The organism is Photobacterium sp. 1_MG-2023, from assembly GCF_030547945.1.
In the GTDB taxonomy this organism is placed as follows: domain Bacteria; phylum Pseudomonadota; class Gammaproteobacteria; order Enterobacterales; family Vibrionaceae; genus Photobacterium.
This window is the reverse complement of record NZ_JAUORR010000004.1, coordinates 91,053-117,716: the sequence shown is the minus strand read 5'-3', so window position 1 is coordinate 117,716 and position 26,664 is coordinate 91,053. Positions and strand designations below refer to the sequence as shown.

General features: G+C 45.8%; 6 protein-coding genes. All 6 read left to right on the top strand.

Annotated elements, in window-relative coordinates; all coding sequences use genetic code 11:
• Positions 1-7: 7 nt before the first annotated feature.
• The 6 genes from Q4579_RS05480 to Q4579_RS05455 all read left to right on the top strand — a co-directional run bounded on the left by Q4579_RS05480 (position 8) and on the right by Q4579_RS05455 (position 26,637).
• Positions 8-7,120: a non-ribosomal peptide synthetase gene (locus Q4579_RS05480; protein ID WP_303562321.1), complete on the top strand. Its 7,113-nt coding sequence runs from the start codon at positions 8-10 to the stop codon at positions 7,118-7,120.
• Positions 7,120-23,205, top strand: coding sequence for a non-ribosomal peptide synthetase/type I polyketide synthase (locus Q4579_RS05475; protein WP_303562320.1), 16,086 nt, complete (start codon positions 7,120-7,122; stop codon positions 23,203-23,205). The genes Q4579_RS05480 and Q4579_RS05475 overlap by 1 nt, the downstream gene beginning before the upstream one ends.
• A 76-nt stretch (positions 23,206-23,281) precedes the next feature.
• Positions 23,282-24,013 (top strand): thioesterase II family protein, encoded by a 732-nt coding sequence (locus Q4579_RS05470; protein WP_303562318.1) that lies wholly within the window; start codon positions 23,282-23,284, stop codon positions 24,011-24,013.
• Positions 24,014-24,291: 278 nt separating this feature from the next.
• Positions 24,292-24,864, top strand: a complete 573-nt coding sequence (gene yeiP, locus Q4579_RS05465) for an elongation factor P-like protein YeiP (protein WP_211647649.1) — start codon at positions 24,292-24,294, stop codon at positions 24,862-24,864.
• Positions 24,865-25,016: 152 nt separating this feature from the next.
• Positions 25,017-25,502, top strand: coding sequence for a hypothetical protein (locus tag Q4579_RS05460; protein ID WP_303562315.1), 486 nt, complete (start codon positions 25,017-25,019; stop codon positions 25,500-25,502).
• 331 nt (positions 25,503-25,833) lie between these two features.
• A complete protein-coding gene (locus tag Q4579_RS05455; protein ID WP_303562313.1) occupies positions 25,834-26,637 on the top strand; it encodes a transporter substrate-binding domain-containing protein in 804 nt (267 codons plus the stop codon).
• Positions 26,638-26,664 lie beyond the last annotated feature (27 nt).

Here is a 26,664-nt window from a genome sequence, read left to right as displayed (position 1 = left end):
GAAGGTCATGGGTATATTAAATATTTTAAGCCAAGTCAGTGATGATGCAGTAAACCAGGAAGTTATCCGTTACCTTGCTGATGCAGGGCATCAGGTTCACCTTGTGAGCTCTGAACTCTGTGATAGACCATCCATTGCTGAATACGACCATCATAATATTCGGCTTGTCTCGGCTCGGGATGTGGCGAATTATCAGATTGATTATGAGTTTTGTTACCCCGACGATACTTCATTTTCGGGTGCGAATAAGGTTCGACTTGGATTAAATTGTTCTGAAGATCAGAATATTATATTTAATGCTATTGTAAGTTGTTCTGAAGTTGAAAGAGTCGTGTCGGTCTCAAATGCTTCAGAGGTTTATAGTAACTACCCAGAGACTTTGAACCTTCTTATTGAATTATTTATAGATTGTTTTATTGATTTAGGTCGTTCTGATTCTTTATCTTACTATGAATTATATCAGGGGAGCAATGATGCTCAACTCTGGTACGAAGGGAGTTTTATTAATCAGCAAAGAAAAGATGAACTGAATCGGCAGGCAAAGTTACATGATGTCTTTCTTACTGATGATGAAGTTAATCCTAAATGCTATGAGTCAATACAATTTAACTATGCTTGGAATAGTACGGAAACATCGTTGTTTCTACTTTATATACAGTATATTTTAAATGCAAATCAAGAAACATTGTATGGGTTTCATAAGAAGGCAAAAAATAGTGAATTAACTCGGTATATTCTTCTGCAGGGGAAAGCGTATTATTCAGATCTTCTTCCGGAAATTAATGATAGCGATAAAAGTAACATATTTATTGATCGTCTTTACATACACTCGGATTTTCCTTTACCAAGATTTAGATTTTATGAACACCCTGAATTACCGTTATCTATGGATAGCGGTACCTTTTTTATTCAGATAGATGCCGATAGAATTCGTATATTTTTTAATCAACATGTACCATTCTTTTCTCTGATTCAGAATTATATTGAAACCTTTCACAGTAGAATTGGCTATTTTTTGTCAGGTGAATTAAATTGGGAAGAATTCTGCCGTTTGCCAGAAGATACAGTTGCTTATTATTATCATGCAATGAATCCGGAAAAGCGAGTATACCCACAGAAAACCATCATCGAGTTGTTTAAGGAAAAGGTGACTCATAATCCTGACCGCATCGCATTGATAGCGGGAAAAACTGAACTAACATATGCCCAGCTTCATTATCTTTCCGATGCTTTGGCTGGTTTCATTGCACATGAATTTAAGGTTCAACCTGGGGAAAGAATCGCAGTTCAAATGCAACGCGATGCCACATTAATCATCAGCTTGTTGGCGATACAAAAGCTACGTTGTGCTTATATCCCTCTTGATGAAAACTCCCCTGAGATTCGAATTCAGGCCATTTTGCAGGATTCTTCACCGGCACTTGTGTTATTGAGTGATGAGATGTCAAAGGCAAGGATACCAAGCCATGTTTCAGTTCTGTCGGTAACGAAATCGCTTGTACATCGCTTAGAAAACACCAATTATCTATTGTCTCCGAGCCAGCCTAATATTGATGATCTGGCTTACATTATTTATACCTCTGGGACAACAGGCACGCCAAAAGGTGTTGCTGTTCGACAGCGTAATTTTGTGAATATCGCATCTGACTTTTCGCAAAAAATTGGCTTAACAGAAGATTCCCGGATGCTTGCTTTAACAACACTGGCATTTGATATTTCTACATTAGAACTATTTATGCCTCTAATGTTCGGTGCTGGTGTGGTGTTGGCGGATCAAAAGCAGTTGCTTGATATGAACATACTCAAGCAGTCTTTAGAGAATAATGATGTTTCTCATATGCAAGCGACTCCTTCTTTTTGGCGGCAGGTTGTTTCTGATTTCGAAGGTCAATATCTGGACATCACTGTTCTTTGTGGCGGTGAAGCGGTTCCAATTGACGTTGCGCAAGGATTAGCAAAACTGACCCGTGATGCCTGGAATGTGTACGGGCCAACAGAGACGACAGTCTGGTCTACCGCATATCATCTGACGGCGACAAATCAGCGAGTCTATATTGGAAAACCATTAGCGAATACACAGTGCTATGTACTGAATGATGTCATGCAGCCGGTTGCTCCTGGTGTGATCGGGGAGCTGTACATTGCTGGTGAAGGGGTATCGGCCGGATATTTTAACCAGCCGGAGTTGACTTCAGGTGCATTTCTGCCAAACCCATTCATAAAATATGGCGAGAAGCACAGTGACTCAATGTATAAAACGGGTGATAAGGTTCGTTATTTACCCTCGGGCGATATCGAATTTATAAGCCGTGGTGATTTCCAGGTGAAGCTGAGAGGCCATCGGATTGAGCTGGGTGACATTGAGTTCGCAATGACGGAATACGCGGATGTTCAACAAGCCGTTGTGCAGTTACAAAAAGATAAGGGACAGGACATCGAACCGTATTTGGTGGGATACTATACGGCGGAATCTCCGATTCCTTCGAACATACTGAAACGATGGCTGGAGAACCGCCTGCCAGAATACATGGTCCCTGTTGATTTTATGTATCTTTCGTCTATTCCACTGAATATGAATGGTAAAATAGACCGAAAAGCTCTCCCCAAAATTCAACTCAGCAACCATGTGTTGTTTATTGCACCAGAAAGCAAGGTTCAGCGTAAACTATGCGAATTTTTTGCATCTGCTTTAGGTTTGGGAAATAAAAAGATTGGTATTAAGGATGACTTTTTCTCTCTGGGGGGAAACAGTCTTTCTGCGATAAAACTTGTGAATTTAATCAATACTAACTTTGATTGTGATATCAAGATTAAAGATATTTTTGAACAGAAAAATGTCTCATCTATCACGCCGTTAGTTGAAGCGGGTAAAGGTGATTTTCTCTATCGGGATTATATTATTGAAGGGACTGATGTTGCCAGTCAATATCATCCATTCACATTGAATAATGTACAACAAACGTATTATTTTGGTCGGTTTAAAAACTTTGAACTCAGTAATGTTTCTACGCATATTTATCATGAATATGTATTTGAGTTTCTTGATCACAGTCGATTAGAAAATGCATTCAACCAGCTTATTCAACGTCATCCATCATTAAGAACTGTTTTTGAGAATGATGTTCAACGTTATCTCAATCAAGTGAGTCATTATAAAATCTCTTATCATGAGCTTTCAGATCCGCAAGAGCTGGAAGCAATACGATATGAGTACTCACATAAGGTATATTCAACCGATACGTATCCACTGTTTGATATATTGCTTACAAAGTGGCAGGGTAAATACATCCTTCATGTGAGTTTTGATGCAATTATTATTGATATGAAGAGTTTTGAAATTTTGTTTTCAGAATGGATTTCTCTATACCAAAATCCACACCTAATATTGCCTGAGTTGCAGATTAATTACCGTGATTATCATATTCAGTATGAGCGAATCAGAGAAAGCGAACTCTTTGCGCAAGCTGAGCAGTATTGGCAGGAAAAGACACTTGAAATGTCATTCAAAATGAACCTGCCTTTGGTGAGTAACCCAGCAAGTGTGGAAAAGCCTCGCTTTAAGAGAATTTCTAAAACAATTCCGCATTCAATCTGGAATAAGGTAATTGAAAAATGTCAGGTTCATGATATCAGTCCAACGGCATTCATCGCTGAGATGTTCTGTCGTCTTTTATGCTATTGGTCCGATCAGGATCGAATGACATTGAATTTGACCTTATTTAACCGACTGCCTTTACATGCTCAGGTGGATGATATTATTGGTGATTTTACAGTGCTCAGCTTGTTTGATTATCAACTGCGTTCTGATATTTCTGCCCGGAGTCAGTTTGAAACCGTACACCAGCGATTGCTTGAAGATATAGAGCATAATCTTTTTGATGGTGTTGATGTGCAACGGTTATTAAAAACTCACCATGGATTGCCCTCCAATCAAGTTGTTGCACCCGTTGTGCTAACCAGTGTGATAGGTATGAAAGGTCAGGCAAGTATGTTTGACCTGCCATTAGACGATAGTTATCAGGGCATGCAGTATGCCATTTCTCAGACGTCTCAAGTATGGCTCGACAATAAAGCCTATGAAACCGACGAAGGGTTTGTGGCGGAATGGGATTATGTTGAACAGTTATTTTCACCGCAGACCATTGAGGCGATGCATCAAGGCTATTGCACATTAATCGAGCAGGCCGTTGAACGTGACTGGGATCTGATGGCATTGCCGTCTGTTCGCTTGCCGGATTGGCAAGAAGAGATCATTCTTCATCTCAATAACACGGCTGAAAATTATCCTGCCAGAACACTCGTGGATTTATTTGAGCAGTCACCTGGTTTACTTGAGCAGTCAACCTCTGTTGCTGTGATTGATTCAGAGCTGAATCAGCGGTTTACTTATTCTGAAATTTATCACTGTTATCAGAATGTTGCTGCATCTTTGCTGCGTCGTGGAGTCGTAAAAGGGGATCTGGTTGCAGTTTTATCGGAGAAAGGTCATTGGCATGCCGTTGCCACACTGGGCATCATGAAAGCGGGTGCTGCCTATATACCGTTGCATCCGGACTGGCCGACAGAGCGTTTGAATGAAATCCTGTCACAATCTGGGTGTCATACCGTTGTCGCTACCAATGCGCAACGGACGAGGTTAGATGCTGAGCAATCTGTATTGCATGCATCTGTGCTGGACATCGAGACTCTCGCACAAGAAACGATATCTCTTGAGCATGTCGCCTGGCCTAATGTTAGACCTACAGATCTTGCTTATGTCATTTTCACATCCGGCTCTACTGGTCAGCCCAAAGGTGTCGCAATCAGCCACCATGGGGCAGTGAACACAATTGAAGCGGTGAATCGAAGATTTCAGGTGACTGCATCGGATAAGGTTTTTGCCTTGTCGGAGCTGAGTTTTGACTTATCTGTTTACGATATTTTTGGTGTTCTGGGAAGCGGAGGAACCGTTGTTTTTCCTCGTCAGTCGGATAGTAAGAATCCAGATGTCTGGTTGTCATTAATTCATGAACACCAAGTGACAATATGGAATACAGTGCCACAGTTGGCCGGATTACTGATTGATGAATATGATTCAAAGCCTGAAATACCGTTGAACATCCGGTTATTTCTTCTGAGCGGGGATTGGATCCCTATGAACCTTCCAGCGCGAATTTCGGCACTATCCCAGAAGGCTGAGGTTATCAGCCTGGGAGGAGCAACCGAAGGCAGCATCTGGTCGATTTGGTATCCAATCACTCAGGTTATGACCAACTGGACGAGCATTCCTTATGGAACTGCGATGCCAAATCAGGCGATGTATGTGCTTGATAATCGTGGTGAACACTGCCCGTTTGGTGTCACAGGGGAAATCTATATCGGGGGGGATGGCGTAGCGCTTGAGTATTGGCATGCACCAGCATTAACGAAAGAGCGTTTTCTGAAGCATCCGAGACTTGGAAAAATCTACAAAACCGGCGATTTGGGTCGCTGGTCAGAGAACGGATACATCGAATTCCTTGGCAGAAACGATAACCAGGTGAAGTTAAATGGTTATCGGGTTGAACTTGAAGAGATCGCTGCACATATCAATAAACTTCAGGGCATTTCGCAGGCACTGGTTCAAATTCAGAATCGGGAAGACAACCCCGTGCTTGTGGCTTATTTGATTGAAGAGAAAGAACAGCCTGTTCCGGTTTATGATGACAATAAAGATAGATTCATTCTGGAACAAAGAGGGATAGCCTCGACGGGTAAGGTGGCTCATCAGCTGTCGCATGACCTTCGTCAGGACGACTACCTGATCCGTAAAAGCTATCGGAAATTTGCGGATTTACCGGTTGAATCATCCAGCATTCAGCGCGCACAGGAACATGTGCTGATACAGTCTCAGTATTGTTTCTCCGCACAAGGAAGAACCGCTGTCTGGGAAGATTTGGCATATCTATTGTCGGCATGCGCTGCATTCACCATACCCGACCGGGCCCTGCCGAAATACCGCTATCCTTCTGCGGGGAGTACGTATAGTGTCCGGACTCAGGTTGGTGTTCCTACAGGGGCAGGTTTAGCGGACTACTATTATTATCAGCCGATCAACCAGACACTTCATACACTGACGCAGTCGGGTTCCGGGGCAAACTGTCCCTATATTGACTTCGTGATTTATTGGGACGCAATTGTTCCTGTTTATCATGAAAGGGCAAAATCTCTGGCATTAAGAGAAGTCGGCCATATGCTGTCGTTACTCACCGGAAATTGTGCTGAGTCGGGGATAGGATATCATGTGGAAGTCTTTGAGCCTGAAGATGGCGTTACGCAAACTTTAGCTTGCCGGATCTACCTTGAGTTCTCTAATGAGTCAGCGTTAAAACCTGAATTAAATATGGCCTTTATGAAACGTGATGGTCGTCAGTTTCAGGACCAGACAGGTGCTGCTGTGTATGACTTAGACGCGCAGTCCGTCTTTCTAAAATCGTCTGATATAAACCACATCATGAGCAACGCGCACGGTTTAATTCGATTAGAAGGTGAGCATTCAGCGTTGAATTATATTTATTCAGGCTGGCTATTCCAGCGGCTTGGTGATGCCTTCATCGCTCAGGATATTGCAAGTTGTATGCTTGGTATTTGTTTGAATGAACAAAACCTGTATACGATGGCTATCGGCAGTATCCGCAGAGAAGATAAATTGGTGAGTGATGTCACGGCAGAGGTGGCAGCACTAAACACCGTGATCCGTGAACAACTGGCCCTGAGTTTACCTGAATATATGTTGCCTCAGCAGTGTATCGTCTTGCCGGAATTACCTTTATCGCCGAATGGAAAAGTTGATTTATCCCGGTTACCGAAAGTGGTCATTGAGAGTCAGATCAAATTGCCGTCGACCGAGATAGAAATGCGTATTAGTGAAATCTGGGCTCAAATATTAAACCGAAATCCGGATGAAATTGATTGTGAGCGAAGCTTCTTTAACAGCGGCGGAAATTCTTTACTAGCCATGCGTATGGTTCGTCAGTTTGACCAGCAATTGAGTCTGCGAATCAAATTGGAAGATATTTATAACAATAGCTCCGTCTGTGCGATGGCAAAGATAGCAGAAAAACAGAATGGAAATCACGAACGGGAAATGGGAGTTCTGTAATGACATTAGTAAAACTGTTCAATGAATTAAAAAGTCAGCACATATTTCTCTGGGTGAGCAGTGAGGGACAGTTAGGGTATTCATTCGACAAAGAAATTGGATTTCCAGAAGAAATGAAGCAGTTGGTGATTCAATATAAAGAAGAACTGATTGAGTTGCTCAGTAATAATAAAATTCAAAGTGAAGAGCAAGCGAAACGAACACCGTTTTTAGCGTTAGGAAAAGACCATTGGCCTCGAACCTTGTCTTCGATTCAGCAGGGAATGTATTTGCAGAGCCAAATCGATCATTTGCCATATACGTATACCATTCCATTATTTATCGCATTTCAGGATCTGGATGCAGTGCGTATGCATCAGGCAATTCATGCATTTTTAATGAGACATCCCATATTCTGTCAGGGGGTGAGTGAAAATTTAGAATGGCATGCTTTACCTGTATCGGATTTTGGATGTCCGGTCAGAGAAATCGCGGCGTCAGAGGTCAGTGAATATAAAGACAGATTAGCCAAAACAGTTTTTCCTCTTTCAACAGGGCAATATACTTGTTTTGAGCTGTTACATATCACAGAGACAAACCAATGGATACTGGCCTGCATTCACCATCACATGTTTTCTGATGCTTATTCTGTACCTGTGATTGCGGATGAATTGGCCCGCGCTTATGAAGATGTTGAAGCATATATGCAGGCATCGCCACAACCCGGCTATTTCGATTATTCTGCCTATGAACAGGAAAAAGAAGTCGACCCAGCTGAGCATAAATTCAGATCGCAATTGATTTCTCAATTAAATGATGCAGATGTTCCTCAACTCAGAAAGCAATATTCAACGAAAGCACAGAATCATGCCAAACATCTGACCGCAGATTTAAGTGAGGCTGAGTATGATGTTTTGGTCAGTTTGTGCGGGCAGCATAATCTGACGCTCTATCCGCTGCTATTTACACATTTCATCCATGCAATTTCTGTGTACACAGGGCAGAAGTCTTCTTTTCCTGTTGGATTGACGGTTGCAAACAGACCCGAGAGCTTCCAGAGAGCGATCGGGCCATTCATCAGTACATTACCTATCGTGCCGAATCTCGATTTGTCGAAAAGTGTGCTCTGGAATGCGAAAGGGCTGCACCAGCACCTGATTCAATATCAAGCAATGAATGGGTTGAATCTGCAGCAATTGGTCCATGATATCGAAGGCGGCGCACCAAGGTTAAATGAGCTGCTTCAAGTTTTATTTACACTCCATAACTTTGATGATTACTCAAGTGACGGGGTTCAGACACAATACGACATTCAGCCCTATACCGATCTGACTGAAAAATTTGGTGTGTCTCTGATCGCGGCTGTGAAATCCTCTTCTTTGTCATTTACGCTGACTTATGCATCCGATATCTATGAGTCTGAGCAGATTGAAGCCATTTTTCATCGTTTTGTGGATTCACTGCGGCAAAGCGATAGTCATGTTTGGCAGGCGCCATTACGTCAGCTTTTCGCTGTCTCTGAACAAGTGACATCTGATTTCCTGGATCGCTGGAATAATACGGACTGTGCTTTCTCTGACCAAACACATGTTGCGGCAATTCTTGAAAACCAAGTGGAGAAAACCCCCGATCATTTGGCGCTGATTGATGAGGATACACGTTTCACCTATCGTGCGCTGAACAGTCGAGCGAATCAGCTCGCGCATTATTTACGCGATGCTGGTGTCAAGCGGGGCGACTTTGTTGCCTTATGTCTTGATCGCAGTGCAGAGACTGTGATGAGTATTTGGGCTGTATTGAAACTCGGGGCCGCTTACATTCCGGTTGAACCTGATTTTCCTCAAGATCGGATTGAATACATTCTGAAGGACAGTCAAGCGTCTGCTTTAATTATTCATCGTCAGTATGCGCTCAGACTGCATGATTTCAGCCATCAAATGGTGATCATCGATGAGACTGAAACAGAGCAGAAAATTAGCCAGCAGAGTATGGAAAATCTGTGTAACGAGGTGAGTCCGGATGATTTAGCCTATGTCATTTATACCTCAGGTACGACAGGTAAGCCCAAAGGCGTAATGTGTGAGCACAGAGGCCTGATTAACCGGATTGAATGGATGAACAAAGCTTATCCATTGTCTGAAAATGATAAAGTGCTTCAGAAAACCCCATATGTTTTTGATGTTTCTGTCTGGGAGCTTCTCTGGGCGAACTGGTATGGTGCTGCGATCGTGATGGCAAAACCAGGCGGACACAAAGATGCGGAATATTTGATCGACACGATCGAAAAAGAAGAAGTATCCGTCATACATTTTGTCCCGTCAATGCTCAATGCATTTTCACAGTCACTGAGCAATTACAATCCGAAAGATGTCAATTTGTCCGGGTTAAAATATATGTTCTGCAGCGGTGAAGCTTTACATTTGTCACACGTGAAAGAAATAAAACAGTTGTTGCCTCATGTACAGCTCCATAATCTTTATGGGCCAACCGAAGCATCCATCGATGTTTTATATTTTGACTGTAATGGCCCGGAATTGTCGAAAGTTTTGATTGGAAAACCAATCGATAATATCAAAATCTATGTTTTAGATGATGCATTGAATATTCTGCCTGTTGGCGCCGTTGGGGAGTTACATCTGGCTGGTGTCGGCCTGGCACGCGGATATTTGAATAATGTTTCCCTGACAAATGAAAAATTCGTAGATAATCCGTATCAATCTGAAGAGGATCAACGGTCTGGCAGAAATTCTAAACTGTATAAGACCGGGGATTTGGTTTACCAGCAGTCTGACGGTTCTGTTGTCTATCTTGGCAGGAACGACTTTCAGGTGAAGATTCGTGGCTTTCGAATTGAATTGGAAGAAATTGCAGCTTGTCTTGAATTACATCCGCTTATCTCACGGGCTGCAGTGCAGGTTGTACAGGACAATCACCCTTGGCTTGCTGGTTATATTGTTGCAGATCAAAGCTGTAGTGATGCCATGATTCAGGCGTATCTGTCTGAAGCTTTACCTGAATATATGATCCCAGAGGTTTATGTTCGGTTGCCGTCGTTGCCTGTGACAATCAATGGAAAATTAGATCTCAAAGCCTTGCCGATTCCTGTGCGCCAGGTTTCGGATGTGATTGATGAGCCTGAAAATGAATTGGAAGCTCATGTCCGGGCGATTGTTGCACATTTACTGGGATACAAAGAGTCGCAACTTGGATGTACGTCAAATCTGTACCAGATGGGGTTAGACAGCATTATGGCCATCCGGCTGGTTAGCCAGATCCGGCAAGCGGCGCTGTTAGAAATCTCTGTAAAGGACGTGTTTGCCTTAAAAAATATCCGGGCAATCTGCCGTTTAGCGGATCAGAAAGTGACGCAGGCAGCTTATCAGTCTGAGGAGGGTATTCTGGAAGGCGAGGCAACATTGCTGCCAGTTCAGTCGTGGTTTTTGACTCGTGAATTTCATCAGCCGTCGCATTGGAATCAGGCTTTCTGTATTGATGTGCCATTACTGGATCAGCGTATTTTAGAAAATGCGCTCAATGCATTGGTCGGGCATCATGATGCGTTGAGACTGCATCTTGATTTGAACCATGGCGATCAACAACCACGTCAGCGGTACAAACCCGTTCAACCTGTCCATTTGATCACTGTGTCACTCAGCGAGCAGACAAGTGATCAGGAACTGCATGACGCCATGACGGCGTGGCAAAGTCAGTTTGACCTTACGGAAGGTCCGCTTTATCAATTTGTTTATATTGAGGGACTGCAGCCAGATCGGGCGAAGTTATTCTGTAGTTTCCACCACTGGATCATGGACAGTGTGAGCTGGGGAATCATTGTTGAAGATTTACAAGCGCTGTATGAAGGAAGGAAACTGGCGAAAAAACGAACGAGTTACAGGCAGTGGGCAGCGTGTATGGCTCAGTATCCGCAGAACCATGCCGATGAGCTGGTTTACTGGCAGGGCATCATGGAATCTTATACTGAGCCAGATTTCAGCTACTTCATGGAAACGGAATTCACGGCTCATCAGGTTTGCTTTTCTGAGGGGGTGACCCGGCATTTGTTGGGGCGTTGCAATCAGGCATTTAACACGCAGATTGATGATATGTTAATCACGGCGGCAGATATTGCGCTCAAGCGAGTGACGAACAACGCGGTAACGCACATGACACTGGAGGGGCATGGCCGTGAATGGATTGACGATGCTCTGGACATCGACCGAAGCGTGGGTTGGTTTACAAGCCTTGCCCCCTATCGTCTGCAGTCTACCGCAGATCTCAAGCAATCATTCATTGGGTGTAAAGAACAGCGCCGAAAGATGCCGTCTAAAGGGGTTGGCTATGGTGCATGGGCACTGCAGGAGGGACTGCCTTTCCCGCCGGTTTGCTTTAACTACCTGGGGCAATTGGATACGCCAGTTCAAGACGACTCCGTGCACAGTGTTCACTGGCGTTTGTCTGTGTCGGAGACAGGAGAAACGATAGGCAATCGTCAGGATTGGCCGTTCAGCGTGACTATTTTTGGGTATGTGGTTGATGGTCAGTTGTCTGTTGAAGTGAAGTCTTGTCTTGGTGAGGCATTTAATCAGGCTCTATTGAATCAATATGAGTCTGCGCTGAAAGATTTAATGGAACTTTGCGACCAACAATCGACACCTGTTTATACAGCAAGCGATTTCAGTCATATTCAGAGTGAAGCTGATCTCGGACAGTTACCACTACTTCCTCAACCGGATGAATCGCAAGATTTTGCGATGACTGAAATTCAAAAAGCGTATTTGCTGGGCCGGTTAGGACAATACGAAATCGGGAATGTTTCTAATCATATTTATAACGAATATGTTTATACGTCGCTGAATGTAGAAAGATTGGCGTCTGCGATGAATACATTGATTCAACTGTGTCCGGTTCTGAGAACAGTGTTCGACGAATCGACATTACGTCAACGTTATCTGCCAGCGGATGCGATCGAACCTTATCAGGTCAGAGTCAATGAATTGAACCCGGCTCGGCAGGAATCGGAATTAATGTCGGTGCGAGAAAGACTGTCGCATACTGTTTATGATGTGTCTCGTTTTCCACTATTTCAATTTGAAGTCAGCCGATTGAAAGACCGTGATATTCTCCATGTCAGTATGGATTTAATCTTACTGGATGTACAAAGCCGGCTGAAATTATTTACCTTGCTGGATAAGCTATACAAAGGCGAAGACATCACTTCAGAACTACCTGACGTCACGTTTAAAGATTATCAGGACTATACCGAAAACCTGCCGCATACACGCTGGTATGAACAGGACAAGGCTTACTGGTTTGAGAAGCTGAAAACGCTGCCATTTCGCCCGAACTTGCCGCTGAAAACAGATCCGATGCGCGTAGTTCACCCAACGTTTTCGGAGCATACATTGTATGTTGAGTCAGATATTTGGCAGCAATTTAAACAAAAAGCACAGGCTTATCATGTGTCTTATTCGTCGGTATTGCTTGCACTATATGGGTATTTAATTGCGCGTTATTCAGGGAGTGATCAATTCCTGATCACGCTGACACTTTTTAACCGTTATCCGGTATGCCCAGCTGTTGATGAAATTTTAGGTGATTTTACTTCAACCAACTTATTCCACTTTCAGGATGCGGGCAGCCAAATCCTTGAAACCATTCAGCAAACGCATGATCGGATGTGGGATGATGTAAACCATGCCCTCTATAATGGCCTGAATGTGCAACGAGAGCTGGTGAAGCAGCATCAGCTCGATGCCAATGCTGCCGTTTCACCGATCGTATTTACAGGTGTGGTTGGTCAGCAAACAGATCACTGGGAGAAGCAGCGCTTTTTGGATGAGACTGAAATTCGTGAAGAGCGCTATTGGTGTGCGCAAACATCTCAGGCATGGATAGACCTGCAGGCAGTTGAATCGGGTGATCGCTTTATGAGCAAATGGCTTTATGTTGATCAGCTGTTTGCCCCCGATTTTATTCCGCACCTTAATCAGTGTTACTGCGATTTGATCCGTTACCTGGCAACCCATGAATGGGATCAAGGTTTGTTGCCTGCATATTTGACGACAGTAGATCAGGAAAGTATTGATGCAACGAATGACGCAACTCAAGCGAGCAGTGAATTCACCCTTCCCGGCCTGTTTGAACAGCAGGCGGAGCGGCTTGGGAATCGCACGGCTGTCTATGATGAACAGAGCGCTGAATACTATTCATACGCACAATTGCAGCAGGACAGCGACTATCTGGCCGTGCAATGTGCCGAAATGGATGGTGACTTAATTGCGGTTTTAGCTGAGAAGGGATACAGCCAGCTTTGCGCTTGCCTGGCTGTGATGAAAGCAGGTAAAGGTTACTTGCCACTCCATGTTGACTGGCCGGAAGCCAGAATGAAAGGCGTGCTGGAACAAGCGGGCGTCAGTCAGCTTTTGGTTAGTCAGCTTCAACAGCAGCGGGATTTAACCCTGCTGGGTTCGGTGTCCCAGTGCTGTATTGAACCCGTGCTGTCTCAATCAGAACCAGTGTCTGTCCCTTTACCACAGGTGCAACCGGATGATGTGGCTTATGTCATCTTTACATCAGGTTCTACAGGGAAGCCAAAAGGTGTGACCATCAGTCACCGGGGGGCTGTCAATACAATCCTTGCTGTGAATACCGAATATCAGGTGAATTCGGACGATGCGATTTTTGCGTTGTCTGAGTTGAGTTTTGATCTGTCTGTCTATGACCTGTTCGGAGCGCTTGCTGCGGGGGCAAAGATTGTTTTCCCGGACCAGAACCATGTGAAATCACCTGACTCCTGGCTGGATTTGCTCAATCAGGAACAAGTCACCTTGTGGAATACCGTTCCTCAGCTTGCAGGGTTGCTGGAAGAAGCTGCGGAAGCCACTAAAACTGAAGTGCCTTCGTTACGCTTGTTTATGATGAGTGGAGATTGGATTCCGCTAAACCTGATCGACAAACTGGCGCAGACATTCCCGAATGCGGCACAAGTGAGTCTGGGAGGAGCCACGGAAGGGAGTATTTGGTCGATCTGGTATCCAATTGAATCCAGACATCCGGACTGGACGTCTGTGCCCTATGGTAAAGCCATGCCGAATCAGACCATGCATGTTTTAGATCAACAGCTACAGCAATGCCCGGTTGGCGTCACAGGGGAGATTTTCATCGGCGGGGTCGGTGTCGCATTGAACTATTGGCGCAATGATGTGCTGACAACTGAGCGTTTTATTGAGCATCCGATGCTGGGACGCCTCTATAAAACAGGCGATTTAGGCCGTGTTGAACAAGATGGGAACATCATTTTTCAGGGGAGAAATGATTTTCAGGTTAAAGTACGCGGGCACCGCGTTGAATTGGGTGAGATAGAAAGTGTTATTGCTCAGTTTGAAGGTGTTGAACAGGCATTAGTGTTGACACAAGGTGCCGGGAATGATGCATCCGCAACTTATCTGGCAGGTTATTACGTCGCGAAATCATCCATTGATGAACAAGCGTTGCGCCAATTGCTCAGTGACAAATTACCTGAATATATGGTGCCGCGGTTCTTGATTGGTCTGGAAGCGCTGCCGCTGACTGTGAATGGAAAACTTGATCGCAGTGCTTTACCTGTGCCGCATACGGCATCGAAACCCACTTGTGTACTGGCCCGAAATCCGGTTGAGTTGCAATTGTCACAGTTGTGGTCTGGCATCCTAAACCTGCCAGCGGATCAATTGAGTGTTGAGGATGACATTTTCTCGTTAGGTTGCGATAGCGTGATGGCGATCCAGATGGTGGGTCGGATACGCCGGGAAATGCAGATTGAGATCGGTTTGCGAGAGCTGTTCACTCATCGCTCAGTCGCTGCGTTAGCAAACTATATTTCCGAGTCTCAGGCTGAAGTTGAACAACCGGAAGAAGCAACAAGTCCGCAGGAACTGACAGGAGATGTTCCGCTGCTGCCTATCCAGCAATGGTTCTTTACCCATGATTGGGCTGAGATCAATCACTGGAATCAAACAGCGATGATTGTCACGCCAGCGCTGTCGTATGAACGATTGCAGCAGGCGGTTGATCAAGTCATTGAACATCATGATGCTTTTGCATTGCGGTTTCATGCCAATTCGCAGGGGGAGTGGCAGCAGTGTTATCAGTCAGAGCCACCAGTGAATCCGTATTGCCATTATCTTCATATTTCTGAATTGGCCATAGATGAGAGTCATGCGCAATTCAAGGATTGTCTGACTTCACGATTGGCTGTGTATCAGCAGCAGATCGATCTTTCTCAGGGCCCGCTGGGTGTATTGATTTATCTTGATGGCTTCAAAGACGGGCAGGGTCGGATTTTCATGGCTTGGCATCATTTGATCATGGATACGGTTAGTCAGTCTGTTTTGGTTGATGACTTATATCATGCATATCAGGGTGCGGTTCTGGGTAAAAAAGCATTGAGCTACCGTGAATGGAGTACATCGGTTCAAGCGATTCAGGTTTCGGATGAACTGACGTCGTTCTGGGAAAACCAACGGCCGCAGGGCGAAAGAACGGCACTTGCCGAATTGGGTGGCGGTAAGAAAACAAGCCATACAATTGCGCTGAATGCGGATGTAACCCATGCACTTATCGAAAAATTAAAGCCTTGTGGACTGCAAGTTCAAGATAGTCTGGCATCTGTACTCAGCGGGTATCTGCAACAACTGACCGGGCAACCAACGCATAGTGTATGGTTGGAAGGGCATGGCCGTCAGTCGATTGATGGGTCACAGGATGTCTTCAGAACGCTGGGATGGTTCACCACGCGTTATCCAGTACGTTTTACCACGAACCCGGATGCACGGGCGCAACTGATCCAAACCAAGAATTTGCTGCGTTATTGTGCCGATCATAGTCTGGCTTTCGGGGCAGCCTTCCCAACACCATGTACCACACAAGATGGTGTCAGCCTGAATTACCTGGGGCGGGTTGATTCGCAGCAAGGCAGTGAATGGCAACTGGATATCCAGTTCAGTGCTTTGTCGAGCCATCCGGAAAACCCGGCAGAGCACCTGCTGGATGTGGTGTCATGGCTGGCCGATGGTCAGCTGGTTATCCTGGTGAAAACACATCTGGCATCGCAAACGGCCGCTCAGGTTGCTGCATCGCTCGTCGCTCAGTTGTCTGCACTGATTGATGATTTACCGGATGAAAATCGTACCTGGCTCACCGCTGCTGATGTGGATTATGTCATCGATCAGCACTATTTGGATCAACTGCAGCAACATCAGGAGATCGAGGCTGTTTTCCTGGCGAACAGTTTGCAACAGGGAATGATTCACCACAGTCTGATGTTTGGTGAGCAGGACTCAGCATACCGGATTGCAGTCCGCTGGGATTATCATGCAGAGGTTGATCCTGAACGACTGCACGATTCATGGCTGGTGCTACAACAACAGATGTCTTGCCTGCGTTCGCGGTTTGACTGGCGAGGTGAGATCGTTCAGATCATTGATAAAATGGGGAGTTTCCCATGGCGCTACCATGATTTCAGTGAGATGGATGATATTGAGCAGCAGCATGCTTTAGAAGAGATTCAACAGCAGGACAAAGCACATCCTTATGATCTTCAGTCCGGCGGCTTGTTCAGAGTGTGTCTGATTCGATTGGCGAAAGAACATTACTGTTGTTTACTCAATGTCCATCATGCCATTCTGGATGGATGGAGCAGCCCTCTCCTCATGTCATCGCTACATGCGATTTATGCAACTTTGGAACAAGGGCAAACGCCAGCGCCTTATCTGGACACGTTCCCGGCGGTACAACGTTACATGCAGCAACATCAGCGGGATGATCAGATGTACTGGGAATCCTATCTTGACGATGTTGAAGATGTGCAGCCATTAACGTCACTGATGAATGCCCATCTTGCGAAATCTGAGTTCAGAAGTCATCGTCAGGTCCGGGAGATGCGCAGACACCGTCTGTGCTTTGATCAGGCGCAACTAAATATGATGACTGAATCGGCTCAGCAGCATGGCCTGACATTAAACTCTCTGTTCCTGTATGCCTGGCATAAATGGCTGGCTCTTTATTCTGGTGCGTCTAAGACGGTTGTAGGTACCGTTATTGCCGGTCGGATGTTACCCGTTTCAGGGATAGAAAATGCGGTTGGTATGTTCCTGAATACGCTGCCTGTGAAACATGACCATCAGCATGCCGGTAGCTTTTTATCGCAGATTCAGTCGCTGCAGGATGCCGTGAATGAGGCGAACCATCGAGGGCTGGTGAATTTATCGGAGTTGCAAAAGCACGGGAACCGATTGTTTGATGCGCTTTATATCTTTGAGAATTATCCGGCACCTGCACAGCGAAACGATGAATGGCTTGAACATGAGTTTGTGTCGCGTGAAGAGCACAGGGATTATCCGCTTGCTCTTCAAATTGAGGTCAGTCATACATCGCTGGATGTATATCTCGACTTCGCGGGTGAATGGTTCTGTTCAGAGAAAATGGCAAGTGCGCTGGAGGTTTTGAAAGCGATTCTGTTACAGGTTTCTGACAATCCGCACGTTGGGCATTTAGACTTTCCTTCGATGGTGCTGGAAGGGAAACCCATGCGGAATATGATCCCACAGATGCCTGCAGAACGGATGTCGGATGCAGTGCTATGGCATGCAAGCCAGCAACCCGATACACCTGCGGTTCGTCAGGGAAGCTGTGTGATTAGCTACGCTCAGTTGAATCAGCAGATTTCTGTGATTGCTTATCGCCTGCAAACGGAGTACGGGATTTTACCGGGACAACGTGTTGCGATGCTGATGGCGAAAGAGACGACTGCACTGGCAACGATGCTGGCAATTGGACGGCTGGGTGCAGCCTATGTTCCTTTGTCTGATGACTATCCGGCCGAAAGGATTGCGTACATTCTTGAAGATTGCCAACCGAGTTGTCTGATCACAGATCAGGAGCATGAGACTTTGCTTGAAGCGGTTGCTGTTCCTGTTTTGCAGCTGTCAGCATCAACCTTGGGCAGGATGGATGCGCTTCCTCCTGTTATGCAGTCTGAACCAGATCCAGACGCCATTGCGTATGTGCTTTATACATCAGGCACTACAGGTAAACCGAAAGGGGTCGAAGTCCCCAATCATGCATTGATGGCCACACTGCATGGATTGTGGCAGGCACACTTTGACGGCCAGGCATCTATCAGCACCTATAGTATGACAAACATGGTCTTTGACATTTTCGGTGCTGAATATGGCTTGCCACTCTTGTCCGGTGGCTTGGTGACGCTGGGGGATTATCAGGTAAGCTATATTGATTGCAATGCCTATGATTTTATCCAGTCCACGCCCAGTATGCTGGAATTTACGCTTGAATCGTTTGAACAGGCAGAGCGTTGTGTGCTGATGGTTGGTGGCGAAGCGCTCCCAGGGCATCTGCTTGAGCGCGGACTGAAAAAGTTCTCGAAAGTCATCAATGTGTATGGGCCAACAGAAACCTGTATCTGGTCAACCAGTAAAACTTACACTGCAGAAACAACACTGGATGAGTTGAGTATCGGCACCCCATTACCGGGCGAGCGCTGTGTCATTTTAGGGGAAGATACCAAGGTTCTCCCTCAAGGTGCACCGGGTGAGTTGTATATCAGTGGGACGGGGGTTTCTCTGGGATACCTCAATCAGCGAGAACTCACATCGCAACGGTTTGTCACTTTGCCATTCTCTGATGAAATCTGGTACCGGACAGGCGACATGGTTCGGATGAATGAAAATGGGGATTTGGTATACCTCGGTCGTCAGGACGGCCAACTGAAGGTGATGGGACACCGTATTGAGCGCGAAGATATTGAGCAGGCGATGCTTCGTCACCCTGCAATCAAACAAGCCACAGTTCAGCTGATACGAACTGAAAACGCAGGTCAGTCTGAAATCTTGGTTGGATATTATGTTCCTGAATATCAATCAGTTGAACGCGAAAATTTACAGGTTTGGCTTCAGAGTCAGTTACCATCATATATGATTCCGGAGCAATTGATTGCTTTAGAAGCGCTGCCTATCTCAGTAAACGGAAAGTTAAATATCAGGGCACTTCCGGTTCCCAGTTACGAGAATCGTACCGAACCGGCTGAGACGCTGAATCAGAGTTATCTTCCTTTAGCTCAGCAATTACGGGAGATCTGGGAAAAACTGTTACCTGGGAAGCGCATTGGACTGGATGATAAATTCTTTTCGCTGGGCGGGAACTCGATTCTGCTTACCCGGATGTATGGTCTGATGCCAGAAGTAATCCAAGCCCAACTGTCGTTGATCGACTTATTCAGGCTGCCAACAATTTCAGCGATTGTGAAGCATCTTGAGCACTTGTCGATGCCGAAAGCAGCACAAAGCAAGTTGCCAGAGAAATCTTCATCTGTCTCTGATATTGCGATTGTTGGGATGTCCGGACGCTTTCCTCAGTCTGATTCTCTGGACGAATTCTGGGCGCATTTAAAAGCAGGAACGACGTTCACCACGCATTACAACCGTGAGGACTTACAGGCGCATGTGCCAGAGGAGCAACTCAGGCATCCCAATTATGTGTATTCACAAAATAAGGTCGATGGGATCGAATTCTTTGATGCTGGATTTTTCGGCTATACAGCCAAAGAAGCAAGGATGATGGATCCACAGCACAGGCTCTTCCTTGAGTGTGTCTGGCACGCTTTTGAAGACGCGAATTGCGATCCGATGGCATATCAGGGAGAGATCGGTGTTTTTGCCAGTGTTGGTCAGAACCACTATGAGTCGGACTATGTTTTACCATCCTTAGGTCAAGCTGATCTCGCTGACCATTATCAGGTGATGATCAGTAACCAATCGCATTTTCTGGCGACCCGTGTTGCTTATGCTCTGGATCTGACCGGCCCAGCCATGACCATTCAAACGGCATGTTCATCCTCTTTGGTTGCAGTGCATCAGGCCTGCCGTGCGATTCAGACGGGTGACTGCCGTATGGCGATAGCGGGTGGTATTTCTCTCGGGCAGCTTGAAAAGCAGGGGTATTTGTATCAGCCGGGAATGATCTTCTCGCCCGATGGACATTGCCGGCCTTTTGATGTCAATGCACAAGGGACAATTGAGGGGCAAGGAGTTGGTGTTGTTCTGCTGAAGTCACTTGCAGAAGCTATTGAAGACGGAGATCAAGTGATTGCGGTGATTAAAGGGACTGCAATTAATAATGATGGTAATCAGAAAGCAGGATTTACTGCACCGAGTGAGGATCGGCAGGCGGATGTTATTCGTAAGGCTATCGCCAGTGCACAAGTGACCCCGGAAGAGGTGTCTTATATTGAAACCCATGGGACAGGCACAAAATTGGGTGATCCGATTGAAGTTGCCGGCCTCTCTCAGGTTCTCTCCTCACCAAGTTCAGACCGAATCTGCCGGCTTGGAGCGCTCAAAGGTAATTTAGGACACTTGGATGTTGCAGCGGGAATTGCAGGGCTGATGAAAGCTGCCCTGTGTATCCGGCACAAGACACTGGTACCGACCGTGAATTTTGCTCAGGAAAACCCAGCCTTGAAGTTACAGGCGCGTGGGTTCTCTGTGCAGCAATCCACGGAATTCTGGCCAGAAACGAACGGATTGCGAACTGCTGGCGTGAGCGCATTTGGCATTGGTGGTACCAATGCACATGCAGTCTTACAGGAGTTCCCCGAACAGCGTTCAGATGAAGTCTCTGTCATTGAAGCGAGACCTTATTTGTTGTGCCTGTCTGCACCTGATGAAAAAGCACTGAAGCGGCAGTCCGAGAAAATGGCTGAATTTATCAGAGATGCGAATCCAGAACTTCTGGTGCGCGCGGGTTATACCCTGATGCAATCGAGAAGACGATTTGCGTGTCAGCGCGTTGTCGTTGGGCAGACGCGGGAAGCCGTAATTCATGATCTGTCGATCAATAAACACAGTGTGCGTCCGATGATGGATGAGCCTTCTCTTGTCTTTATGTTTCCGGGGCAGGGCTCGCAGTATCCGGGGATGACCGCAGCCTTGTATGAGCATGAACCCGAATTCCGCAAGTGGGTTGATGCATGTCTGGACCTGGTCAACCCGATGCTGACTGCAGCGTTAACTCGCGACGATATTCTGGCGACGAATTCACGCGTACACGAGACAGCGGTGACTCATCCGGCGATGTTTATCTGCGAGTTTGCTTTGGCGAAATGGCTGATAGCGATGGGTGCAGAACCTGCCGCCATGATTGGCCACAGTCTGGGAGAGTATGTGGCGGCGTGTTGTGCAGAAGTGCTTTCTTTGCCGGATGCGCTGAAATTGGTGGTGAAACGTGGTCAGCTTCTGGCAGATTTACCTGCAGGGAGAATGGTTTCGGTACGTTGCCAGCCGGACGTGCTCATGCCGCTTGTGACTCGTGCCGGTGTTGATATCGCGGTGATCAATGAGGATGCGTCTTGTGTTGTGTCGGGTTCACCAGACAAAGTGGCGGCACTGGTCAAAGTTTTCGAGCAGGAAGAAATCACCTGGCGTGACGTTCAAGTCTCCAGAGCGTTCCACTCGGCCATGCTTGATCCCGTGTTAGAAGAGTTCTCCCGTTTGGTAGAGACTGTGCAACTCAACTCGCCGACTATTCCTTATGTTTCCAATCTGGATGGTCATTGGGTTGATGCAGAGCAAGTTTGCCAGTCAGCTTACTGGGTGAAGCACCTTCGACAGACCGTGATGTTTGAAGCGGGTCTTGCAACGTTGCTCAAGACCCAATGGCTTTCAAGTGCCGTCTATGTTGAAGTTGGCCCTGGGAAGTTTTTAAGCGGTCTCGTTAAACGGCATCCGGCCAGAAATCAGGCGTCTGTGATTCCTGGATTAGCTGAAAATGCACCTTATGGATCCTTGATGGCAATGATTGGTCAACTGCATAACTTAGGGGCCAGTATTGACGTACAACGGTTATGGGGATTGAAGCCCGAACACAGGGTGAAATTGCCCGCTTATGCTTTCGAGCGTTCACGTTATTGGATCGGCGACAAAAAGAAGGTTCAGGAACTATGTGCTCCGGAAACGGGCTCGGAGCCCGTCTACCCGGCTGATGGCGATCGGGTTCAGCAAATTTCGGCGATTTGCTGCCATGTTTTGGGGGTAGACTGGGTCGATGCTGATGACGATTTCTTCGAACTCGGCGGTGATTCTTTGATGGCTGTACAGTACAGTGCAAAGGTGATGAATCAGTTTGGTTTAGCTGTTGAATTCATGCAGTTACCGCGTTTGAGTGTGAATGCCATTGTCAATGCCATAGAAACGGCAATGCTGGAGGAAGGGGCTGACTCTCAGGGAAGTCTGGTTGCAATGCAGACAGGGAACTCAGCATATCCAGCGATTTTCCTGATTCATCCAATCGGGGGAGATATTTATTTTTACCGGGATCTGGTGAAAGCCTTACCGAATGAATATCCGGTGTATGCAATCCGGTCGCCGATGCTGACCACTGAGGTTCAGTATCGTACCTTGGAAGAAATGGCAAACACCTATCTGGAGATGATTGAGCCTTATCTGGGTGGTATCACCCCAGTGCTTGCGGGCTCTTCTTTTGGCGGAATTGTGGCATATGAAATGGCCATGCAATATAAAGAAAAATATGATGTTTCTTTACCTGTTGCGATGATTGACAGCCCTTGTTATGGCAATTTGCCAGAGAGTATGTCTGGTCTTGAAATTCTTGATTACCTCATGACATTCGGTATGGCGGATATCAAGCTGGATTGGAGTCAATACGATTCAATGGATAGTTTGGAGGAAAAAATTGAATATCTTGGTCAAGTGAGTCATGACACAGCATATGAATCTATTCTTTCTGCGTCTTTCTTACCTAAGTATTTAAAGGTTTGGGAGTGTAATAATCAATTGATGCAGAACTATGAAGCGAAGGGCTCTGACAGTCATCTGTTATTTTTCTCCCATACGGAAGAGATTCCCGGATTTCCGACCGACCAGGATAAGTTCTGGAAGCGTTTAGGGCATGCCTCTTTCCGTGTTGTGCCGGCTTCCGGCAATCACTTAACGATGAATGGGCCACTGAATTCAGAATTTCTTGCTCGTCATCTCTCACAATGGAGTCAGGATAAATGTGTTGAAATGAGTGAAATTTCAGAGCCGTCATCATAATTGAGAGTAACGATTTGTAACAACGCTGGAGTTGAGGTCAACTCCAGCGATATTATTCTGAGTAAAAGGAATTTTCATGTGGTTTGAAAAAAAGAAAGCCAGTCAATCTGAGCATCAGGAACATATTTTATTTCTGTTTCCATATTCCGGTGGCAGTTCTGAAGTGTTTGATCAAATGATTGAAAAACTCCCGGATCATATCTCTGCCTTTGTATTTCAGCTTCCGGGAATGGGAATAAGATTCACAGAGCCTTTGAGTAATGATATTGATTATATTTTGAATGAATCTTTGAAAGTCATGGATACCATACGAAATGGTCGAAAATTTTCTTTCTATGGTCATAGTACCGGGGCACTGTTTGCCTACTTATTTACCTTAAAAATGAACCCAAAGGGGGCGAGGCCGATGCACCTTTGGATTGCCGCGGAATCAGCGCCTCATGTCAATGAGTTTCATGAAGACCCAATCGTATTTACTGATCAACAAATCGCGGAGAAGTTAAAAAGGTATGGAAAATTGTCTGATGAAGTGATTCATGATCCAGACTTTATGGAATTTTATTACCCCATCATGAGGAATGAATTTTCAATTAACTATCAGCTGAATGAAAGACTGAAGAACACTTGTCTTGATCAAGAATTCATTCTTATACATGGAGAAGAAGACTCGCATGTGAAGATTGATGAGATTTTGGCGTGGGAGCCTTATACGTCGAAATCAACTGCCGTACATCGGGTTCAATCGGGTCATTTTTTTATTGAGGACAGAGCGCGTGAGGTTGTTCAGATCATTTGCAGTCAAATCTGAACACGCATGTGTTTCATAGCGTCACCAGCAATGTAAACGAGCAGGGGTTTACCTGGTATTCAATTGAAGTCAGTTCGGGCGATTCATCTGGGTTTGAAGCGCCAGCAAAAGGACTGAGATGGAGGCACGTTTGATGACTTTTTGTATGCGTTTTAGCACTTTGTTCCGGTTTGGGATACCAAGGGTTAAGAAAGCTCACTTTTTTTTCACTGCCTACTTGTCTTCATGCGGTTTCATGCTATTTTTCTCGCCATCAACGATGAATCGGAGCTAAAAAAATGCCAAAGGCGAGTGAGATTAAAAAGTCTGCAGCCATTGAACATGATGGTAAAGTTTATTTTGTAAAGGAAATCAATAAGCTGACGCCAAGTGGCCGTGCCGGTAGCAGTTTGTACCGGATGCGTATGTATGATGTTGCGACTAACGCGAAAGCGGATGTCAGCTTCAAAGCGGATGACATCATCACTCTGGCAGATTTCAGTCGTCACCCAGCGGCTTTTTCTTACATTGACGGTGAAGAGTATGTTTTCATGGACAATGAAGATTACACCCCGTATCACTTCCATAAAGATGTGATTGAAGAAGAACTGCTGTTTATCACGGAAGATACGCAGGGCCTGCATGTGCTGGTGGTCAATGGTGCGCCCGTCGCATTGGAACTGCCATCAACGGTTGATCTGGACATCGTCGAGACCGATCCGTCGATTAAGGGTGCATCTGCCAGTGCGCGGACCAAACCTGCGGTGCTGAGCACAGGTCTGACTGTACAGGTGCCTGAATACATCGCGAACGGCGATCGAATTCGCGTGAACACGCTGGAACATAAATACATGAACCGCGTTGAGAAATAATCTGTATTTCTGAATGAGAAAACAGCCGCCACTGAGCGGCTGTTTTTGTATCTGAAGATCGGAGCCGGCCGTTTGGATCAGCCGAAGAAATCACGTTAAGCTATGCAACGGATTGGTTGTAATCACATGTCAAAAGGAAGGGCATTTTGCGAATGATAAGAAAGGTACTTTCCCTGCTTCTGATTGTTTTGCTTCAGGGGTGCAGCGGCTATGTCGGGGGGGATCTGGAAGATATTCAGATTGACCGCTACGTACGCTATTGCGATGACACGCCGACAACCTATCAGATTCGGGTGACATCGAATGCCGTGAATGACTACGGCAGTGAGAATATTTCCGGCACTTTATCGACCTATACGTTGGGCCTGTTTCCAACTTACTGGCTTTCTCATGTCGACAGTAAAACCTCGATTCTGCGTGGCGGAAAAGAAATTTACAGCCGGGAAGACCAAAGCCGTATTCATACGTTTTATGGCATATTGTGGCAGATATTTTTGCCGGAAACGGTAAATTCACTGCGGGCTGATGAGGGATCGGGGTTACGGGTCATTGAAGGGATCCGGGAAAGGTCCGTCGCCAAGACCTTGCAGGAAATGCCAAAAGATATTGATATCCAGGCGGTTTGTCTTGTGCTCTGAGTGGCAGCAAAGGGAAGGGTTTCAATCATCCGATTTCAATACCAGCACGGCATATCTCAGAATGAGTGCTCGGTCATACTATCGAATAAAACATCATGCGTTGTGAATGCTTATGTTTTCCGGGGTTCCGCCCGTAAATTGATGAGTATGTCATTATCTTCTGCTGTCAATGCTCTGTTTCGTGATTTTAAATCTTGAGAGGGTGTTTCTACTTCATTCTGTGCTGGTCATTTTCTGTTCATTCTGAATTGAGCTCGCAAGATTTTATTTGTTATAACCATTCTTGTCTCAATCGAATTCTTCAATATTTAACAAAATTAAGGATACAAGGATGTTTAAGCGTAAATTTACCAGAATTATTGCTGCAGCCACGCTGCTGTTGGGCGCATCGGCGTCTGTTTCTGCCGGTCCGGTTCTGGACGATATTGCGAAAACCGGTGAACTCCGTGTCTGTTTTGACGCAGGTTATATGCCGTTTGAAATGAAAAGTAAAAATGGGTCATTTATCGGATTTGATATTGATATCGGTAAAATGATGGCCAAGCAGATGGGCGTGAAATATGTACCGGTGAATACCGCATGGGATGGGATTATTCCAACCTTGCTGACGGGCAAGTGCCACATGATTAACGCGGGTATGACGATAAATGCAAAACGGAATATGCGGGTGAACTTTGCAGAACCCTATATCATCGTTGGCCAGTCTATCCTGTTGTCGCCTGAGCTGGAAGGTAAAATCAAAAGTTATAAAGATCTGAACGACAGCAAATATACGATTGCGACCAAACTGGGTACCACAGGGGAGCAGGCAATCAAGCGTATGATCAGTAAAGCGAAACTGAATGTGTTCGAAACTCAGTCTGATGCTGTGCTCGAAGTGGCAAACGGTAAAGCGGATGCCTTCATTTACGATATGCCGTTCAATGCAATTTATGCGTCTCAGAATAACGGGAAAGTGGTTCACCTGGACCAGCCATTTACCTATGAGCCTTTAGGCTGGGCAGTGGCTCAGGGAGATATGGATATGCTGAATTTCCTGAATAACTTCCTGCGCCAGATTAAGGGAGATGGCTCCTACGAGCGCGTGTACAACAAATGGTTTAAAGATAACAGCTGGCTGAGCCAGGTGCAGTAACGCCGATACCACGGCGGGGAAACCTGC

What these genes read in the sequence shown, in the direction of transcription:
- Q4579_RS05480 (WP_303562321.1), top strand. Translation starts at nt 8, where the DNA reads ATGGGTATATTAAATATTTTAAGCCAAGTCAGTGATGATGCAGTAAAC.
- yeiP (WP_211647649.1), top strand. Translation starts at nt 24,292, where the DNA reads ATGCCAAAGGCGAGTGAGATTAAAAAGTCTGCAGCCATTGAACATGAT.
- Q4579_RS05455 (WP_303562313.1), top strand. Translation starts at nt 25,834, where the DNA reads ATGTTTAAGCGTAAATTTACCAGAATTATTGCTGCAGCCACGCTGCTG.
- Q4579_RS05470 (WP_303562318.1), top strand. Translation starts at nt 23,282, where the DNA reads ATGTGGTTTGAAAAAAAGAAAGCCAGTCAATCTGAGCATCAGGAACAT.
- Q4579_RS05460 (WP_303562315.1), top strand. Translation starts at nt 25,017, where the DNA reads ATGATAAGAAAGGTACTTTCCCTGCTTCTGATTGTTTTGCTTCAGGGG.
- Q4579_RS05475 (WP_303562320.1), top strand. Translation starts at nt 7,120, where the DNA reads ATGACATTAGTAAAACTGTTCAATGAATTAAAAAGTCAGCACATATTT.